The sequence below is a fragment of the Pseudomonas sp. GW823-FHT02F05 genome, assembly GCF_058797315.1.
This window is the reverse complement of record NZ_JBXAJM010000007.1, coordinates 63521-81414: the sequence shown is the minus strand read 5'-3', so window position 1 is coordinate 81414 and position 17894 is coordinate 63521. Positions and strand designations below refer to the sequence as shown.

The 17894-nt window shown below is 61.3% G+C and carries 15 protein-coding genes; 10 read left to right on the top strand and 5 right to left on the bottom strand.

The window, feature by feature from the left end:
* The first annotated feature begins 140 nt into the window (after positions 1–140).
* The gene (locus AC1RAC_RS10680; protein WP_492616562.1) at positions 141–1472 is read left to right on the top strand and encodes a substrate-binding domain-containing protein; all 1332 of its coding nucleotides are present in this window, start codon (positions 141–143) and stop codon (positions 1470–1472) included.
* Positions 1473–1516: 44 nt separating this feature from the next.
* Here AC1RAC_RS10680 and AC1RAC_RS10675 read toward each other — a convergent pair whose 3' ends face one another.
* On the bottom strand, positions 1517–2746 hold the full coding sequence (locus tag AC1RAC_RS10675) for an acyl-CoA dehydrogenase (protein ID WP_034127914.1): 1230 nt from the start codon (positions 2744–2746) through the stop codon (positions 1517–1519).
* A gap of 151 nt (positions 2747–2897) precedes the next feature.
* Here AC1RAC_RS10675 and AC1RAC_RS10670 point away from each other — a divergent pair, with 151 nt between their 5' ends.
* The 3 genes from AC1RAC_RS10670 to AC1RAC_RS10660 are packed head-to-tail and all read left to right on the top strand — an operon-like array spanning position 2898 to position 5192.
* A complete protein-coding gene (locus tag AC1RAC_RS10670) occupies positions 2898–3827 on the top strand; it encodes a LysR family transcriptional regulator (RefSeq protein WP_492616561.1) in 930 nt (309 codons plus the stop codon).
* A 53-nt stretch (positions 3828–3880) separates the two neighbouring features.
* Positions 3881–4273: a MerR family transcriptional regulator gene (locus AC1RAC_RS10665; protein WP_003192195.1), complete on the top strand. Its 393-nt coding sequence runs from the start codon at positions 3881–3883 to the stop codon at positions 4271–4273.
* Between the two features lie 16 nt (positions 4274–4289).
* Complete coding sequence (locus tag AC1RAC_RS10660; protein WP_034127916.1) at positions 4290–5192, top strand: hydroxymethylglutaryl-CoA lyase; 903 nt, start codon at positions 4290–4292, stop codon at positions 5190–5192.
* A 640-nt stretch (positions 5193–5832) separates the two neighbouring features.
* On the opposite strand, the gene AC1RAC_RS10655 is transcribed toward AC1RAC_RS10660, so the two are convergent.
* Positions 5833–7464, bottom strand: a complete 1632-nt coding sequence (locus AC1RAC_RS10655; protein WP_492616560.1) for an AMP-binding protein — start codon at positions 7462–7464, stop codon at positions 5833–5835.
* 150 nt (positions 7465–7614) lie between these two features.
* Here AC1RAC_RS10655 and AC1RAC_RS10650 point away from each other — a divergent pair, with 150 nt between their 5' ends.
* The 4 genes from AC1RAC_RS10650 to AC1RAC_RS10635 all read left to right on the top strand — a co-directional run bounded on the left by AC1RAC_RS10650 (position 7615) and on the right by AC1RAC_RS10635 (position 13288).
* Positions 7615–8778 carry an isovaleryl-CoA dehydrogenase gene (locus tag AC1RAC_RS10650; RefSeq protein WP_054897279.1) on the top strand — a complete coding sequence of 388 codons (1164 nt, stop codon included), beginning with the start codon at positions 7615–7617 and terminating at the stop codon, positions 8776–8778.
* A 12-nt stretch (positions 8779–8790) separates the two neighbouring features.
* On the top strand, positions 8791–10398 hold the full coding sequence (locus AC1RAC_RS10645) for a carboxyl transferase domain-containing protein (protein ID WP_127880722.1): 1608 nt from the start codon (positions 8791–8793) through the stop codon (positions 10396–10398).
* A gap of 161 nt (positions 10399–10559) precedes the next feature.
* Positions 10560–11366, top strand: a complete 807-nt coding sequence (locus AC1RAC_RS10640; RefSeq protein WP_034127920.1) for a gamma-carboxygeranoyl-CoA hydratase — start codon at positions 10560–10562, stop codon at positions 11364–11366.
* Positions 11363–13288 (top strand): acetyl/propionyl/methylcrotonyl-CoA carboxylase subunit alpha, encoded by a 1926-nt coding sequence (locus tag AC1RAC_RS10635; protein WP_057974932.1) that lies wholly within the window; start codon positions 11363–11365, stop codon positions 13286–13288. Before AC1RAC_RS10640 ends, AC1RAC_RS10635 begins: the two co-directional genes overlap by 4 nt.
* Here the strand turns inward: AC1RAC_RS10635 and AC1RAC_RS10630 are convergent.
* On the bottom strand, positions 13285–13920 hold the full coding sequence (locus AC1RAC_RS10630) for a LexA family protein (protein WP_054897276.1): 636 nt from the start codon (positions 13918–13920) through the stop codon (positions 13285–13287). The two genes, AC1RAC_RS10635 and AC1RAC_RS10630, sit on opposite strands and share 4 nt — an antisense overlap.
* Positions 13921–14050: 130 nt before the next feature.
* Here AC1RAC_RS10630 and AC1RAC_RS10625 point away from each other — a divergent pair, with 130 nt between their 5' ends.
* Together AC1RAC_RS10625 and AC1RAC_RS10620 are read left to right on the top strand one after the other, a co-directional pair.
* Positions 14051–14392, top strand: coding sequence for a DUF6124 family protein (locus AC1RAC_RS10625; protein WP_492616559.1), 342 nt, complete (start codon positions 14051–14053; stop codon positions 14390–14392).
* Positions 14393–14856: 464 nt separating this feature from the next.
* Complete coding sequence (locus AC1RAC_RS10620) at positions 14857–16008, top strand: M14 family metallopeptidase (protein WP_492616558.1); 1152 nt, start codon at positions 14857–14859, stop codon at positions 16006–16008.
* Positions 16009–16165: 157 nt separating this feature from the next.
* Here AC1RAC_RS10620 and AC1RAC_RS10615 read toward each other — a convergent pair whose 3' ends face one another.
* Together AC1RAC_RS10615 and AC1RAC_RS10610 are read right to left on the bottom strand one after the other, a co-directional pair.
* The gene (locus tag AC1RAC_RS10615) at positions 16166–16705 is read right to left on the bottom strand and encodes a cytochrome b (RefSeq protein WP_032896571.1); all 540 of its coding nucleotides are present in this window, start codon (positions 16703–16705) and stop codon (positions 16166–16168) included.
* Positions 16702–17784: a catalase family peroxidase gene (locus AC1RAC_RS10610; RefSeq protein ID WP_054917334.1), complete on the bottom strand. Its 1083-nt coding sequence runs from the start codon at positions 17782–17784 to the stop codon at positions 16702–16704. The genes AC1RAC_RS10615 and AC1RAC_RS10610 overlap by 4 nt, the downstream gene beginning before the upstream one ends.
* Positions 17785–17894: the final 110 nt, after the last annotated feature.

Here is a 17894-nt window from a genome sequence, read left to right as displayed (position 1 = left end):
AAGCCCGCGTTATCGTTGACGTTTTTCGCGAGCAAGCTCGCTCCTACAGGAGATCAGGGGTGCCAGCCCCGTGTCGGTCATATGACTGCAATCCGACTGACTTAATCTCCCGGCACTCCCTTGGCTGAGAAGGTGCCGGCATGATGCTGCGCGTTCTGTTCCTGTGTTTTGCAATCGCACTCCCCGCCGTGGCGGCCCCTCTGTCCATTCCCGACCAAGGCCCGGCCCTGCGCATCCAGGGCTCCAACACCATCGGCGCGGCACTCGGCCCGGCGCTGGTCAAAGGCTTGATGGAGTATCAGGGCTTGCAGGATGTGCGTGCTGAACCGGGTGCCGGGGTGAATGAGCAGCGCGTGGTTGGCAAGACACGCCAAGGCCAGACGGTCACCATCGAGGTGGCGGCCCACGGTTCCAGCACCGGCTTTGCGGCGCTGAAAAACAACCGCGCCGACCTCGCCGCAGCGTCCCGCCCGATCAATGACAGCGAGCTGGTGGACCTCGACCCCCTGGGGGACTTGAAAACCCCAGGCGCCGAGCATGTGATCGCCATTGATGGCCTGGCAATCATCGTCAACCCGCGCAACCCGCTCAATAGCCTCAACACCGAGCAATTGGCGCAAATCTTCAACGGCGAGGTCAGCACCTGGGAGGCACTGGGAGGTACAGGCGGGACCATTCATTTATATGCCCGGGATGATCAATCCGGCACCTTCGACACTTTCCGGGAACTGGTGCTGAGCCGCCGCGGCCAACCGCTCGCGCCGTTGGCCAAGCGCTTTGAATCCAGCGAACAGCTTTCCGATGCGGTGAGCCAGGACCCCCAGGGCATCGGTTTTATCGGCCTGCCCTCTGTGCGCCAGGCCAAGGCGGTGGCGATTGTCGACGGCGACTCGCAACCGATGTTGCCGCTGACCAGCCTGATCGCCACCGAGGATTACCCGCTGTCACGTCGGCTGTTCTTCTACTTGCCGCCCTCTTCCCGCAACCCATGGGCCAAGGCGATGGTGGAGTTTTCCCAAGGCAGCAAGGGCCAGGCGATTGTGGCTGCCAATGGCTTCATCGCCCAGCAGGTGCAAGCGATCGGTGTGGCGCCGCGCCCGTCGATGCCCGACGATTACCAGGCCATCGCCCGAGACGCTCAGCGCCTGACGGTGAATTTTCGCTTCGACGAGGGCAGCGCCAGCCTCGACAATAAGGCGCGCCAGGATGTGCAGCGGGTGGTCGCCTATATCAGAAGCCACGGCAAGCTGAATAAACAGGTGACGCTGGTGGGGTTTGGCGACACCAAGAATGATCCGCAACGTGCGGCGCTGCTATCGAAGTTGCGGGCGATGGCAGTGCGCCGAGAGCTGGTCAAGAGCGGCGTGGTGCTCAAGGATATTCGCGGGTTTGGCGCGCAGATGCCGGTGGCGGCCAATACTGCGGATGAAGGCCGGATCAAGAATCGGCGAGTGGAGGTTTGGGTGTACTGAAGATCATTGAAGATCGTTCCCACGCGTGGGAACGATCATCAGTGTTACTGCCCGCCGCGCATCAATTCCCGAGGCACATATTTGCCAATCTCGAACTTGCCAATCGCCGCACGGTGCACTTCGTCCGGGCCGTCGGCCAGGCGCAGGGTGCGTTGCATGGCGTACATATAGGCCAGCGGAAAATCATTGGAGACCCCGGCACCGCCGTGCATCTGGATCGCGCGGTCGATGACCTTCAAGGCCACATTCGGTGCCACCACCTTGATCTGGGCGATTTCGCTTTTCGCCACTTTGTTACCCACGGTGTCCATCATGTACGCCGCTTTCAAGGTCAACAGGCGCGCCATGTCAATTTCCATGCGTGAGTCGGCGATCTTGTCGATATTGCCGCCCAACCGCGCCAAAGGCTTGCCGAAGGCAGTGCGGCTGACCGAGCGTTTGCACATCAACTCCAATGCGCGTTCGGCCATGCCGACCGAACGCATGCAGTGGTGGATGCGGCCTGGGCCAAGGCGCCCCTGGGCGATTTCGAAGCCACGGCCTTCGCCCAGCAACACGTTTTCATAAGGCACACGCACATTGTCGAACAGCACTTCGGCATGGCCGTGGGGCGCATCGTCGTAACCGAATACCGGCAGCGGCCGCAGGATTTTCACGCCTGGGGTATCGACCGGCACCAGGATCATCGAGTGCTGCTGGTGACGCGGCGCATCGGGGTTGCTCAGGCCCATGAAGATCAGGATCTTGCAGCGCGGGTCGCAGGCGCCGGAGGTCCACCACTTCTTGCCGTTGATCACCCACTCGTCGCCCTGGCGTTCGGCGCGGGCGGCCATGTTGGTGGCGTCCGAGGACGCCACATCCGGTTCGGTCATGGCAAAAGCCGAGCGAATCTCGCCGCGCAGCAAGGGTTCGAGCCAGCGCTGTTTCTGTTCTTCGTTGGCGTAGCGCACCAGCACTTCCATGTTGCCGGTGTCGGGAGCGGAGCAGTTGAATGGCTCCGGGCCGAGCAACGAGCGGCCCATGATTTCCGCCAAGGGTGCGTATTCAAGGTTGGTCAGGCCAGCGCCCAGTTCGGATTCCGGCAGAAACAGGTTCCACAAGCCCTCGGCCTTCGCCTTGGCCTTGAGTTCTTCCATGATCGCCGTGGGCTGCCAGCGATCACCTTCGCTGACTTGGCGTTCGAACACCGGTTCAGCCGGGTAGACATAAGCGTCCATGAACGCAGTGACGCGTTCACGCAGTTCCTGAACCTTGGGCGAATAGGCGAAATCCATGAGCAGCTCCCTTCTCTGAGAGGTTGTTTAGGTCATGCATTCGATGCTAGAACAGCGCTGATAATTTACCTAGCCTATTCTCGCCGTGTATTAACATTCATCACCGATATATGATCGGGGTATGAGCACCTCACAATAAGAGCGCAACGAAATGAATCTGAGCAAGGTCGACCTCAACCTCTTTATTGTCTTCGACGCGATTTACACCGAAGCCAACCTGACCCGCGCCGGCCAGATCGTGGGTATCACCCAGCCGGCGGTGTCCAACGCCCTGGCGCGGTTGCGCGAGACCTTCAACGACCCGCTGTTCGTGCGTACCGCCCAAGGAATGGTGCCCACGCCCATGGCGCAGAACATCATCGGCCCGGTGCGCAATGCGTTATCGTTGCTGCGCGTGTCCGTACAGGAAAGCCGCATCTTCAACCCGCAGCAGGCGGCCAAGACCTACCGTATCAGCATGACCGACCTGACCGAGGCCGTGATCCTGCCGCTGCTGTTCCAGCGCCTGCGTCGCCTGGCGCCGACCGTGATGATCGAGAGTTTCCTGTCCAAACGTCGCGAAACCACCAAGGAACTGGCCGCCGGGCGCCTGGATTTTGCCGTGGATGCGCCGCTCAACACCGACCCGCAGGTGCGTCACGTCAAGCTGATGGAAGACCGCTACGTGTGTGCCATGCGCAAGGGCCACCCGATGGCGGGCAAGGATAAATTCACCCTGGATGATTACCTGTCGCTGACCCATATCCATATCTCCAGCCGCCGCAACGGTTTGGGCTATGTGGACCTGGCCTTGGGCAAGATGGGCATTCAGCGCAAGATCGCCCTGCGTTCCCAGCATTACCTGATGGCCTCCCAGGTGCTGCAACAGACGGACATGGTGATGACCGTGCCCGAGCGTTTCGCTCGCCGTCATGAACTGCACTGGTTCCATCTGCCGGTCAACAACGTGCCGCCGGTGGAAACCCATTTGTACTGGCACGAAAGCACCGACCAGGACCCGGCGAACCGCTGGATGCGTGAACAGATGATCGAGTTGTGCCAGCAGGTGACGGCCCAGGAAAAGAAAGCCCAGCAGCCTTGACGTTTACGTCAACCTGCAATTAGCTTAGCGCCAAGACTTCCTTGAGCACCGCCATGAGCACCACCTACAGCATCTCCGACCTCGCCCGCGAGCTCGACATCACCACCCGCGCCATTCGTTTCTATGAAGAACAAGGCCTGCTGGCCCCCGAACGTCGGGGCCAGGAGCGCATTTACTCGGCGCGGGACAAGGTCAGCCTCAAGCTGATCCTGCGTGGCAAGCGCATCGGCTTCTCCCTGGCCGAATGCCGCGAACTGATCGAACTCTACGACCCCACCGGCGGCAACCAGATCCAACTCAACAGCATGCTGGCCAAGATCGCCGAACGCCGTGAACAGTTGGAGCAGCAACTGCTGGATATCGAACAGATGAAGCTGGAACTGGACACCGCTGAAGAGCGTTGCACCCAGGCCCTGGCGCAGACCATCAGCCAAGCCGGCCATTGACCAGAAGGTAACTGCCATGTCCCTCCCTTCCCACGTACGCCTGGTTGAAGTCGGCCCGCGCGACGGTTTGCAGAACGAAGCCCAGCCCATCAGCGTGGCGGATAAAGTCCGATTGGTAGACGCCTTGAGCGCCGCTGGCTTGAGCTATATCGAAGTCGGTAGTTTTGTCTCGCCCAAATGGGTGCCGCAAATGGCAGGTTCAGCCGAGGTATTTGCGCAGATCCAGCGCAAGCCCGGCGTGACCTATGGCGCACTGGCACCGAACCTGCGCGGGTTCGAGGATGCGCTGGCGGCCGGGGTCAAGGAAGTCGCGGTGTTTGCGGCGGCGTCCGAGGCGTTCTCCCAGCGCAATATCAATTGTTCCATCAGCGAGAGCCTGGAGCGCTTCGCACCGATCATGGCCGCCGCCAAGCAGCACGGCGTCAGCGTGCGCGGCTATGTGTCCTGTGTACTGGGTTGCCCCTATGAAGGCGATATCGCCCCGGAGCAAGTGGCGGCCGTCGCCCGCGAGCTGTATGCCATGGGCTGCTATGAAGTGTCCTTGGGCGACACGATCGGTACCGGCACGGCGGGCGCTACCCGGCGCCTGTTCGAAGTGGTCGGCGCGCAAGTGCCACGGGACAAGCTGGCCGGGCACTTCCACGACACCTACGGGCAGGCCATCGCCAACATCTATGCCAGCCTGCTGGAGGGCATCACGGTGTTCGACAGCTCTATCGCAGGCCTGGGCGGCTGCCCCTACGCCAAGGGCGCCAGCGGTAACGTCGCCACCGAGGACGTGCTGTACCTGCTCAACGGCCTGGGTATCGACACGGGTATCGACCTGGAACGCTTGATTGGCGCCGGCCAGCAGATCAGCCAGGTGCTGGGACGGCCTACGGGTTCCCGCGTGGCGAAGGTGCGTAACGCAGGTGAGTAGCACAGCTGTGACAATGTGTTACCGCACACCGGCATAACGGGTAACGCGGGAACAAAATCCGCCGTGCAAACTGAAAGAAAATACTGACAAAAAACCAACTCGTTGATTTTAAAGGCTTTTAAAAAGTTGGCACGCCTTCTGCTATCTCTATGGCATAACAAGAATAAAAAGCGCCAAACCTAATAAAAATAAGACGAAACGACTCTGACATAACAAAAACAACACGGCAGAGACGCAGCTAACAGATTTTTTTGGAGAAGATGTGCTTCCCAGGGTACGGCATGCCGCAACCCGCAACCGGATAGAGAAAAATAAAACTACCTCAGGTAGCTACCCACTGGTTGGATCGTTTACGAAGAAGCAGGTCAGCGTTCAAAAAAATACGTTTGCTCTTGACCCCGGATGGGGGTCGCCAAAAAAGCGGTACGGGCCACGGCTACCAAAAACAACAACAGGCCGCCCCTCAATAATAAGAAAAGAGCACGCAACGACAAATTAAAGGGGACCTTCGGGTCCCCTTTGTGCTTTCTGGGTTTAACTATTTTGGTGGCGCAGCAGGTTCGCGGGGTATCAGGTAGATGTGGGCCGGCAGTCAGGCCGCCATCGCAGGCAAGTCAGCTCCCACAGGGGGTTGACGTTGTCAGCGCGCTTGCAGCTCCTGGATGGAAATCTCGCGCATGCGAAACTTCTGGATCTTGCCCGTGACTGTCATCGGAAACTCATCCACGAATTTGAAATGCCTGGGCGTCTTGAAATGGGCGATGCGGTCCTTGCACCAGCTCAACAACTCCAGCTCGTTGGCCACTTGACCGGGATGAAACTTGATCCAGGCAACAATCTCTTCGCCATAACGTTCATCCGGGATGCCAACGATCTGCACGTCCGCCACGGCCGGATGAGTAAAGAAAAACTCTTCCAGCTCCCGCGGGTAAACGTTCTCGCCACCGCGAATGATCATGTCCTTGTTACGCCCGGCGATGCACACGTAACCCTGCTCATCCATGGTCGCCAGGTCGCCGGTGTGCATCCAGCCGGCCTCATCGATGGACTCGCGAGTGCCGTCAGGGTTGTTCCAGTAACCCAGCATCACGCTGTAGCCGCGGGTGCACAGTTCACCGATCACGCCACGGGCCACGGTGTTACCGGCCTCGTCGACAATCTTGGTTTCCAGTTGCGGTTGGGTGCGGCCCACCGTGGTGACACGCCGTTCGATATCGTCATCTGCGCCGGTCTGCAGCGACACCGGGCTGGTTTCAGTCATGCCATAGGCAATCTGCACCTCTGCCATGTGCAGCTCATGGATGACCCGACGCATCACCTCGATCGGGCATGTCGCCCCGGCCATGATCCCGGTGCGCAGGCTGGACACCTCGAACTCGGCCCGGCGTGGGTGATCGAGCAGCGCGATAAACATGGTCGGCACGCCATATAAGCCGGTGGCTTGTTCTTCGGCGACGGCGCTCAGCGTCAGCAACGGGTCGAAGCCGTCATTGGGGTAGATCATGGTGGTGCCGTGAGTGATACAACCGAGGTTGCCCATGACCATGCCGAAGCAGTGGTACAGCGGCACTGGGATCACCAGGCGGTCCCCTGCCGTCAGGCCCAGGCTTTCACCGACCATGTAACCGTTATTGAGGATGTTGTGGTGACTGAGGGTGGCGCCCTTGGGGAAGCCGGTGGTGCCGGAGGTGTACTGGATATTCACGGGTTGATCGAAATGCAGGCTGGCCTGGCGGCTGTGCAGGTGCTCGGGCGGCACGCCTGCGCCAAGCGCCGCCAACTGCGACCAGGGCATGAATTCCGGCGGCGGGCTGGGGTCCAGGCTGATGAGGCCGCGCAGCTCGGGTTTCAATGCCTGGAGCATGGCGTGGTAATCGGAGCTTTTGAACGAACCGGCGCATACCAGCCATTGGCAGCCGGATTGTTTGAGCACGTAGTCCAATTCACTGCTGCGATAGGCCGGGTTGATATTGACCAGGATCACCCCGAGCTTGGCGCTCGCCACCTGGCAGATCAGCCACTCGGCACAGTTAGGCGCCCAGATCCCCAGGCGGTCGCCGGTTTGCATGCCCAGGGCGATGAATGCGCGGGCGTGCAGCTCAACTGTCTCGGCCAGCTGCCGCCAGGTGTAGCGCCGCTGCTGGTGGCGCACCACCAAGGCTTCGCTGTCTGGATACTGCGCAACGGTGTGATCGAATGCCTGGCCAATGGTCATGGCCAGCAAGGCCTTGTCCTGGGAGCCACGGCTGTAACTCTGGTTCGGTTGATCCATAACGACCCCTGTTATCTTTTTTGTAGGTTGACGTATACGTAAACTACGATTGACAGCGCCGCAACGCAAGCTTACGTTAACGTAAAGGTGAGCGCCCTCCTCTCGCGCCCTGCCCACACAACAACAAAGCTCACATTAAGGTGCCTGTCCATGAGTTACCCGTCCCTGAACTTCGCCCTCGGCGAGACCATCGACATGCTGCGCGACCAGGTGCAGTCCTTCGTGGCCAAGGAGATCGCACCGCGCGCGGCCCAGATCGACATCGACAACCTGTTCCCCGCCGACCTGTGGCGCAAGTTCGGCGACATGGGCCTGCTGGGCATCACCGTGCCCGAGGAATACGGCGGTGCCGGCCTCGGTTATCTGGCCCATGTGGTGAGCATGGAAGAAATCAGCCGTGGCTCGGCCTCGGTGGCGTTGTCCTACGGGGCGCACTCCAACCTGTGCGTCAACCAGATCAACCGCAACGGCAACCACGCACAAAAACTCAAGTACCTGCCCAAGCTGATCAGCGGCGAGCACATCGGCGCCTTGGCCATGAGCGAGCCGAATGCCGGTTCCGACGTAGTGTCGATGAAACTGCGCGCCGACAAGCGCGACGACCATTACGTACTCAATGGCAGCAAGACCTGGATCACCAACGGCCCGGACGCCAACACCTATGTGATCTACGCCAAGACCGACCTGGAAAAAGGCCCTCACGGCATCACCGCCTTCATCGTCGAGCGCGACTGGAAAGGCTTCAGCCGCAGCAATAAATTCGACAAGCTGGGCATGCGCGGCTCCAACACCTGCGAGCTGTTTTTCGACGACGTCGAGGTGCCCGAAGAAAACATCCTCGGCGTGCTCAATGGCGGCGTGAAAGTGTTGATGAGCGGCCTGGACTACGAGCGCGTGGTGCTTTCCGGTGGCCCTACCGGGATCATGCAGGCATGCATGGACTTGATCGTGCCCTACATCCACGACCGCAAGCAGTTCGGCCAGAGCATCGGCGAATTCCAGTTGATCCAGGGCAAGGTCGCCGATATGTACACCCAGCTCAACGCCAGCCGCGCTTACCTCTACGCGGTGGCCCAGGCGTGTGAACGCGGCGAGACCACGCGCAAGGACGCTGCGGGCGTGATCCTCTACAGCGCCGAGCGCGCCACGCAAATGGCCCTGGATGCAATCCAGATTCTGGGCGGCAATGGCTATATCAATGAATTCCCCGCCGGGCGCCTGCTGCGTGACGCCAAGCTCTACGAAATTGGTGCGGGCACCAGTGAGATTCGGCGGATGTTGATCGGTCGCGAACTGTTCAACGAAACCCGCTGAAGGAGCACGCCCATGGCCACCTTGCACACCCAGCTCAACCCGCGCTCGGCGGAATTCGCCGCCAACCGCGCGGCGATGCTTGAACAGGTCGACGCCCTGCACAGCCTGCTCGCCCACGTCCATCAAGGTGGCGGCGCCAAGGCCCAGGAACGCCACACCTCACGCGGCAAACTGTTGCCCCGCGAGCGTATCAACCGTCTGCTCGACCCGGGCTCGCCGTTTCTCGAGCTGAGCCAACTGGCCGCCCACCAGGTGTATGGCGAAGACGTCCCGGCTGCCGGGGTGATTGCCGGCATCGGCCGGGTGGAAGGCGTCGAATGCATGATCGTGGCCAACGATGCCACGGTCAAAGGCGGCTCCTATTACCCACTGACCGTTAAAAAACACCTGCGCGCCCAGACCATCGCCGAGCAGAACCGCCTGCCGTGTATCTACCTGGTGGACTCCGGTGGCGCCAACCTGCCGCGCCAGGACGAGGTGTTCCCAGACCGCGAGCACTTCGGGCGAATCTTTTTCAACCAAGCCAATATGAGCGCCCAGGGCATTCCCCAGATTGCCGTGGTGATGGGCTCGTGTACCGCCGGCGGTGCCTACGTGCCGGCCATGGCTGACGAAGCGATCATGGTGCGCCAGCAAGCCACCATCTTCCTCGCCGGCCCGCCGCTGGTGAAGGCCGCCACCGGTGAAGTGGTGAGCGCCGAAGACCTGGGCGGTGCCGATGTGCATTGCAAGGTCTCCGGCGTGGCCGACCACTATGCCGACAGCGATGAGCACGCCCTGGCGCTGGCACGGCGCAGCGTGGCCAACCTCAATTGGCGCAAGCAGGGTGAGCTGCTGCAACGCTCGCCGGTGGCGCCGCTGTACAGCAGCGAAGAGTTGTACGGCGTGATCCCGGCGGATGCCAAGCAACCCTTTGATGTGCGCGAAGTCATCGCACGGCTGGTGGACGGCTCGGTGTTCGATGAGTTCAAGGCCCTGTTCGGCACGACCCTGGTGTGCGGCTTTGCGCACTTGCATGGCTACCCGATAGCGATCCTGGCCAACAACGGCATCCTCTTCGCCGAAGCCGCGCAAAAAGGCGCGCACTTTATCGAACTGGCCTGCCAGCGCGGGATTCCACTGCTGTTCCTGCAAAACATCACCGGCTTCATGGTCGGCCAGAAGTACGAAGCCGGCGGCATTGCCAAGCACGGCGCCAAGCTGGTCACCGCCGTGGCGTGCGCCAAGGTGCCGAAATTCACCGTGATCATCGGTGGCAGCTTTGGTGCGGGTAACTATGGGATGTGTGGCCGCGCCTACGACCCGCGCTTTTTGTGGATGTGGCCCAACGCACGCATTGGCGTGATGGGGGCCGAACAGGCCGCCGGGGTGTTGGCGCAGGTCAAGCGCGAACAGGCTGAGCGCGCCGGCAACGGTTTCAGTGCCGAGGAGGAAGCCGCGATCAAGCAGCCGATCCTCGACCAGTATGAAACCCAGGGCCATCCCTACTACTCCAGCGCGCGCTTGTGGGATGACGGCGTGATCGACCCGCTGCAGACCCGTGACGTGCTGGCCCTGGCCTTGTCCGCCGCACTGAACGCCCCCATCGAGCCGAGCCGCTTCGGCGTGTTCCGCATGTAACCTGTAGGAGCGCGCCTGTTGTGGCGAGGGAGCTTGCTCCCGCTGACTGCGCAACAGTCCCGGCTTTTTTGGGGGCGCTGCGCACCCCAGCGCAAGCAAACTTGCTCGCCACAACAAGCTCGCTCCTACAGGAGGCCTCTCATTATCATGGAGCTCCTTGCATGAGCGACTTCAACACCCTCGAACTGATCACTGACCGCCGTGGCTTTGCCACGCTGTGGCTCAGCCGCGAAGCCAAGAACAACGCGTTCAACGCCGAGATGATCCGCGAATTGATCCTGGCTCTTGACCGCGTACAAGGCGACCCGTCCCTGCGCTTCCTGGTACTGCGCGGGCGTGGCAAGCACTTCAGCGCCGGTGCCGACCTGGCCTGGATGCAGCAATCGGCCGAGCTGGACTACCACACCAACCTGGACGACGCCCGGGAACTGGCAGAGCTGATGTACAACCTGTCCAAACTGAAAATCCCCACGCTGGCGGTGGTGCAAGGTGCGGCCTACGGGGGCGCGCTGGGCCTGATCAGCTGCTGTGACATGGCCATCGGTGCCGACGACGCGCAGTTCTGCCTGTCGGAAGTGCGTATCGGCCTGGCGCCGGCGGTGATCAGCCCGTTCGTGGTGCAGGCCATCGGCGAACGCGCTGCCCGTCGTTATGCACTCACAGCCGAGCGGTTCGGCGGCCAACGCGCACGGGAGATCGGCTTGCTGGCGGAAAGTTATCCTGCCGAGAGCCTGGATCAACAGGTGGACCAGTGGGTCACCAACCTGCTGCAAAACAGCCCGGCGGCCATGCGTGCCAGTAAGGATTTGCTGCGCGAAGTGGGCAACGGTGCCCTCACCCCCGCGCTGCGCCGCTATTGCGAAAACGCCATTGCGCGCATCCGGGTGAGCGCCGAGGGCCAGGAAGGTTTGCGTGCATTTCTGCAAAAACGTGCGCCAAGTTGGCAAACCCAGGAGCCGCGTTCATGAGCACACTCAACACCGTTCTGGTGGCCAACCGTGGCGAAATCGCCTGCCGGGTCATGCGTACCGCCAAGGCCATGGGGTTGACCACCGTGGCTGTGCACAGCGCCATCGACCGCGATGCCCGCCATAGCCGTGAAGCCGATATCCGCGTCGACCTGGGCGGCAGCAAGGCCACCGATAGTTACCTGCAAATCGACAAGCTGATTGCCGCCGCCCACGCCAGCGGCGCCCAGGCGATTCACCCCGGCTACGGCTTCCTCTCGGAAAACGCCGGCTTCGCCCGGGCCATCGAGGCGGCAGGCTTGATCTTCCTCGGCCCGCCCGCCTCGGCAATCGACGCCATGGGCAGCAAATCCGCGGCCAAGGCCTTGATGGAAACGGCTGGCGTACCCCTTGTGCCGGGTTATCACGGCGAGGCCCAGGACCTGGAGACCTTCCGCGCCGCCTGTGAGCGTATCGGCTACCCGGTGCTGCTCAAGGCCACGGCGGGTGGCGGTGGCAAGGGCATGAAAGTGGTCGAGGACGTCAGCCAACTGGCCGAAGCCCTGGCTTCCGCCCAGCGTGAGGCGCTGTCGTCGTTCGGCAACGGGCAGATGCTGGTGGAGAAATACCTGCTCAAGCCGCGGCATGTCGAGATCCAAGTGTTTGCCGACCAGCAGGGTCATTGCTTGTACCTCAATGAACGCGACTGCTCGATCCAGCGTCGTCATCAAAAGGTCGTGGAAGAAGCCCCGGCACCCGGCTTGAGTGTCGAGCAGCGCCGGGCCATGGGCGAAGCGGCCGTGCGCGCTGCCCAGGCCATCGGGTATGTCGGCGCAGGTACGGTGGAGTTTTTGCTGGATGCCCGTGGCGAGTTTTTCTTCATGGAGATGAACACGCGGCTGCAGGTGGAGCATCCGGTGACCGAAGCGATTACCGGCCTCGACCTGGTGGCCTGGCAGATCCGGGTTGCCCAGGGCGAGGCGCTGCCGATCACGCAAGAGCAGGTCGCGTTGAACGGTCATGCAATTGAAGTGCGGCTGTATGCCGAAGACCCGGCCAATGACTTTCTGCCGGCCACCGGGCACCTGGCGCTGTACCGCGAGTCCAGCCCGGGCCCTGGACGCCGGGTGGATAGCGGCGTCGAGCAAGGCGACAGCGTGTCGCCCTTCTACGACCCGATGCTCGGCAAGTTGATTGCCTGGGGTGAAGACCGCGAACAGGCGCGCCTGCGCTTATTAAGCATGCTGGATGAGTTTGCGGTCGGCGGGCTCAAGACCAACCTGGGCTTTTTGCGGCGCATCATCGGGCACCCTGCGTTTGCCGCGGCCGAGTTGGATACCGGGTTTATCCCGCGCTATCAGGGTGAGCTGTTGCCGACGCCAGGAGCCTTGAGCGATGAGTTCTGGCAAGCGGCGGGCTCGGCGTTTATGCAGAGCTTGCCGGTGGGTGACGGGCCTTGGGCAAGTCACCAGGGCTTTCGCGCGGGCCTGCCTGCCGAGGTGTCGCTGCACCTGAGCTGCAATGGGCAGGATCGGTTGGTGACACTGACCGGGCAACCGTCTCAGTTATGCGGCGAACAGTTGCTGACTGAACATCAGGGCGTGCGCCGTGCTCATCTGGCGGTGCGCAGTGAAGGCAGCCTGTACCTGCGTTGGGACGGCGAGATGCATGCCGTCAGCCTGTTCGACCCGATTGCGGCGGTCGAGGCCAATCAATCCCATCAGGGCGGCCTCACCGCCCCCATGAACGGCAGCATCGTGCGGGTGCTCGTGGAGGTGGGCCAAACCGTTGAGGCTGGTACTCAACTGGTGGTGCTCGAAGCCATGAAGATGGAGCACAGCATCCGTGCGCCCCACGCCGGGGTGGTCAAGGCGCTGTTCTGCCAGGAAGGTGAAATGGTAGCCGAAGGCAGCGCGCTGGTGGAGCTTGAAACGGCCGACTAGAACTTCGCCGTGGCTTGCACCACCACACCCAGGAGGCGGCAGCCGTCGCTGAGCAGCACCTTGGGGTAAGTGGGGTTGAGCGGCACCAGGTAGTGCTGGCCGCTTTCTTCCTGCAATTGGCGAAAGGTGGCCTGGGGGTTACCGGCCCATTGGGCCACCACCAGCCTGCCGGGCTCGGGTGCGATGGCCGGGTCAACCAGGATCATCATGCCAGCCGCAATACTCATACCCGTGGGGGCGGTCATGGCGTCTCCCGTCACCGGCAACCAGAATGCCTCGCCTCGGGCGTGGTAATCGGTCAATTCGTAGCGCTCGGTTCTATAAGGCGCACGCTCCTCACGCAGCTCGCAGGCCTGCTTCCAGTCGCTGACCGGGTAGCGGAAATACGGATTGTAGTGGGGGTCCAGTTCCGGCACTTGCGCGGCCCGTTCACGAATCTCCAGCGCCACCTCCAAATACCCCAACCCCAGTTCGGCGAGCACACGGTTCATGTCCGCCAGGCTCGGCACACGGCGTTTATTGAGCCAATGGCCGACGCCGCCCTGGGACATGCCCAGGCGCCGCGCCAGTTCATCCTGCGTGACCTTGCGGTCTTTCATGTTGGCCTTGACCAACGCTATCCAGTTATCCATGGCGCATCACAATACGGCGCCCGTTTTTGCGGGCAATAAACAGTTTGTAGTAATCCATAAAACGACAGGAATACGATACGTACTATCATCAAGCCCAAGGATTTCGACACCCACCGGAGTATTGCCGCTTATGACGACCCGCACGTACCCAACGCCCGAACTGACTGAAGTAAACGACATGTGCAACAGTGGCGCGGCCCAGCGCGCACTGGACTACTACTTGAAAGAAAATCGGTCGACGCCGGATTCGGACGGGGCCATGTTCGCGATCAAACCCGAAGTCAGCCAGGAGGAGGCCCTGATACACGCCTCGGACCTGTTGCGCAGTGCAGCGGCAACCGCCTACGAGTCGGCGTGCAGCCATCAGGGCAACCAGCGCGACCTGGCGTTTTCGGTGGTGTATTTGATCGATATGGCGAAGGCGATGGTGGAGCGGTCGTTGCAAGCGCCAGGAGCGGCGGCAAACGCTTAGCAGGCATGAAAGAAAAATATTTCTATCCCACGGATAAAAACATTTGACTTGCAAATGATAATGATTATTATTGGGCTCAGCTGATCGCGAGATCAGTCGATAGACCAAGAGACCTTAGGTCGGACTCTTGGAATATCTCCTCATCAGGCTAATCACGGTTTTTGACCCGGCTCTTTGGCCGGGTCTTTTTTTTGCCAGTTTTCCTGGCATGGCTTCAGGCTAATGAAGACTGTGTGTTGCTTGATGGCGCGCATGGTAGCAAAAGACTATCGCCCAAAGAAAGTCGTCCGAGTGCTCTAGCGCGTATCTCTGCGAATTAGCGCTTGAGAATCAATCTCATAGACTCTAAGCTGCGGCGGCGTCACGGATGACGCCCCCTCCCCTGCAACAATTTTTGCATCCTGGTTTTACCGAACGCCTGTGTAAGATAGCCGCCACATCACTCATATTCAGGCAACCAGACTATGACCGTGGCCTTGACCTCCATCAAGATCAGCACCGACTTCGACAGCGGCAATATCCAGGTCCTGGATGCCAGCGACGCTTATCACTTGTTGCTGGCAATCAAACCCGATACCCGCAGCGATCACTACCAATGGTTCCACTTCAAGGCCGAAGGCATGCACGTGGGACACACCCATACCTTTCGCTTGAGCAACGCAGGGCGCTCGTCCTACAAGCATGCCTGGAGCGGCTACAACGCCGTGGCGTCCTACGACCATATCAACTGGTTCCGGGTACCGACGCGCTTTGATGGCGAGATCCTGCACATCAACCTCCAGACCCGGGAAAAGCACGCCTGGTTTGCCTACTTCGAGCCCTATAGCCGTGAACGCCACGACTGGCTGATCGAGCAAGCCCTGAAGTACGCCGGGGTCACCCTGCTGGCCACCGGCAAGAGCGCTGAAGGCCGCGATATTCAACTGCTGCGCCGAGGCAAAGGAATCGAGGGCCGGCGCAAGGTGTGGATCATCGCCCAGCAGCATCCCGGTGAGCACATGGCCGAATGGTTTATGGAGGGCGTGATTGAGCGCCTGCAAAAGGACGGCGACGACGAACTGAAAAAACTGCTGGCCGTTGCCGATCTGTACCTGGTACCAAACATGAACCCGGATGGCGCCTTCCACGGCCACCTGCGCACCAACGCCATGGGCCAGGACCTGAACCGCGCCTGGCAAAGCGCCAGCCAGGAACTCAGCCCCGAGGTCCTGTTCGTCCAGCAACAGATGGAAAAGTACGGCGTGGATATGTTCCTCGACATCCACGGCGATGAAGAAATCCCCTACGTGTTCACCGCCGGCTGCGAAGGCAACCCTGGCTACACCCCGCGTATCGAAGCCCTGGAAAAACACTTCCGCAGCCATTTGAGCCACCTGACACGAGACTTCCAGACCACCCACGGCTACACCCGCGACCTGCCCGGCCAAGCCAACATGACCCTGGCCTGCAACGCGGTAGGAGAAAAATACGACTGCCTGTCCCTGACCCTGGAAATGCCCTTCAAGGACAACGACGACGCGCCCAACCTGCGAACTGGCTGGTCAGGCGATCGTTCAAAACAGTTGGGCAAGGACGTGTTGAGCAGCGTCGCTGATATCGTTGGGCGTTTGCGCTAACCCCCGAGGCGAGCTCTTTGTGGCGAGCGAGCTTGCTCGCGCTGGGCCGCATAGCGGCCCCATGAAAATCACTGCCGGATCACCTGACACACCGAGCAGGCTGTTTTGGGGCTGCTTCGCAGCCCAGCGCGAGCAAGCTCGCTCGCCACAAGAGCGGTCAATCCTTGCTGCCGGTCATGCTTTGCAAGACACCGTCGCGGCGGATCAAACCGTGGAACAACGCGGCCGCCAGATGCACCAGCACGGTGAGAAACAGCAGATAGGCCAGGTAGCCGTGAGCCTTGCGCAACAGCGCGAACAACGGCGCATTCGCCCCCACCAGTGCGGGCAGTTGCAGGTTACTGCTGAGCATCACCGGGTCGCCAGCCGCTGAAATCATCGCCCAACCCAGCAGCGGCAACACCAGCATCAACGCGTACAACAGCACATGGGAAGCCTTGGCTGCGAGCCTTTGCCACACCGGTAAATCCGCTGGCAACGGCGGTTGGCGCGTCGAGAAACGCACCGCCAGGCGCACGATCACCAGCGCCAGAATCGCAATGCCCAGCGGCTTGTGCAGGTGGATCAGCCACTCATGGCGCTCCGACACCGACGCCGCCAGACCCGCGCCGATAAACAGCATGGCGATGATCATCAACGCCATCAGCCAGTGCAACACGCGCGCCAAGGGCGCAAAGAACCGTGGTTGAGCATTCATGGCTTCGACTCCTGAGGGGCGCTGTGCAACGGGCTGACTTCACCAGCGCGGCGCAGGTACGAACTGGCATACGCGGCCGAACGGGCGGCCAGCAAGGGGTCGTTGGAGGCTTGGATACCACTGGGCAGAATCAGCGGGTCAAAGTTGATATCGCGGCAATCACCATCTGCCTGGGGCTGGCTGCTTTGCAGCACCAACGTGCCGGCGTTGAGGACCTTGTGCGCGCCGGTCCAGGTCTTGCTTGCGTCGTCCAGCGGGTCGCCGGGGTTGGCCAGGGTCATGTTCAACTGCCAACGCAATGGCCCGGCGGCCAGGCGTCGCACCAAGTCCTGCTCGAGGAAGTCACTGCCAGCAGGTGCGGTATCACCCGCCGCGTCCTGGCTCTGGGGCACCACCTCCCAACGCACGGCCTGGCGCGTACCATCGGCAGCCACCAGGTAAAACGCGTTGATGCCGTTATAGGTTTCAGTCGCATAACTGGCCGATGGCTTGGCGGTCTTGACCCAGGCCAGGAATGGCGCTGTTTCCGGGTGTGCGGCAAAAAACGCCGGCATGCTTGACGGGTTCGGCTTGCCGGTGGCCGGGTCTGGCGCGCCGGCCTTGAGCAACTGGTAGAACGCCTCGGGCGTGCCCACCGGGAACACCGGCATGCTGTTCATCCCCGTACGCCATTGCTGGCCGTTGGCCTGGCTGAACTGCACGGCGAAACTGCGAATCGGCACACTGCTGTCCGGCGCGTAGGGGTTGCCGCTGGGCAAGGCAAAGCGGCCGATGATCGGAGTCTTGGCCTCGCTGAACACCTGGGCGTTGGAATAGGCACGGGCCTCGGTACTGCTCTCGAAATAACCCGCCACGCATACGCCCTTGGCATGGTTACGGCGAAAGCCCGGATGCACGCCGTTATTGGTTTCCAGGGCATTGACCAAGGTTTTTGGCCGCAGGCGTTGTGGGTCGAGCGTGCCATTGACGTAGGCAAATGCCCCGGCAACAACCGCAACCACGGCACCGATGCCGGCAAGTCGTGCGATCAGGCTCGCAGTGCTCAATGGAGGACGGGGGGGTGATGAGTGATCTACCATGCAGGAACTCCAGGGCCAGAGGCCTCAGGCTGAAACATAAGGTCGGAGCATTAAGACGAACGCCGATTGGCTCTATTCCCAGGCCCTGGATTTATTTTGCGGGACGGGGA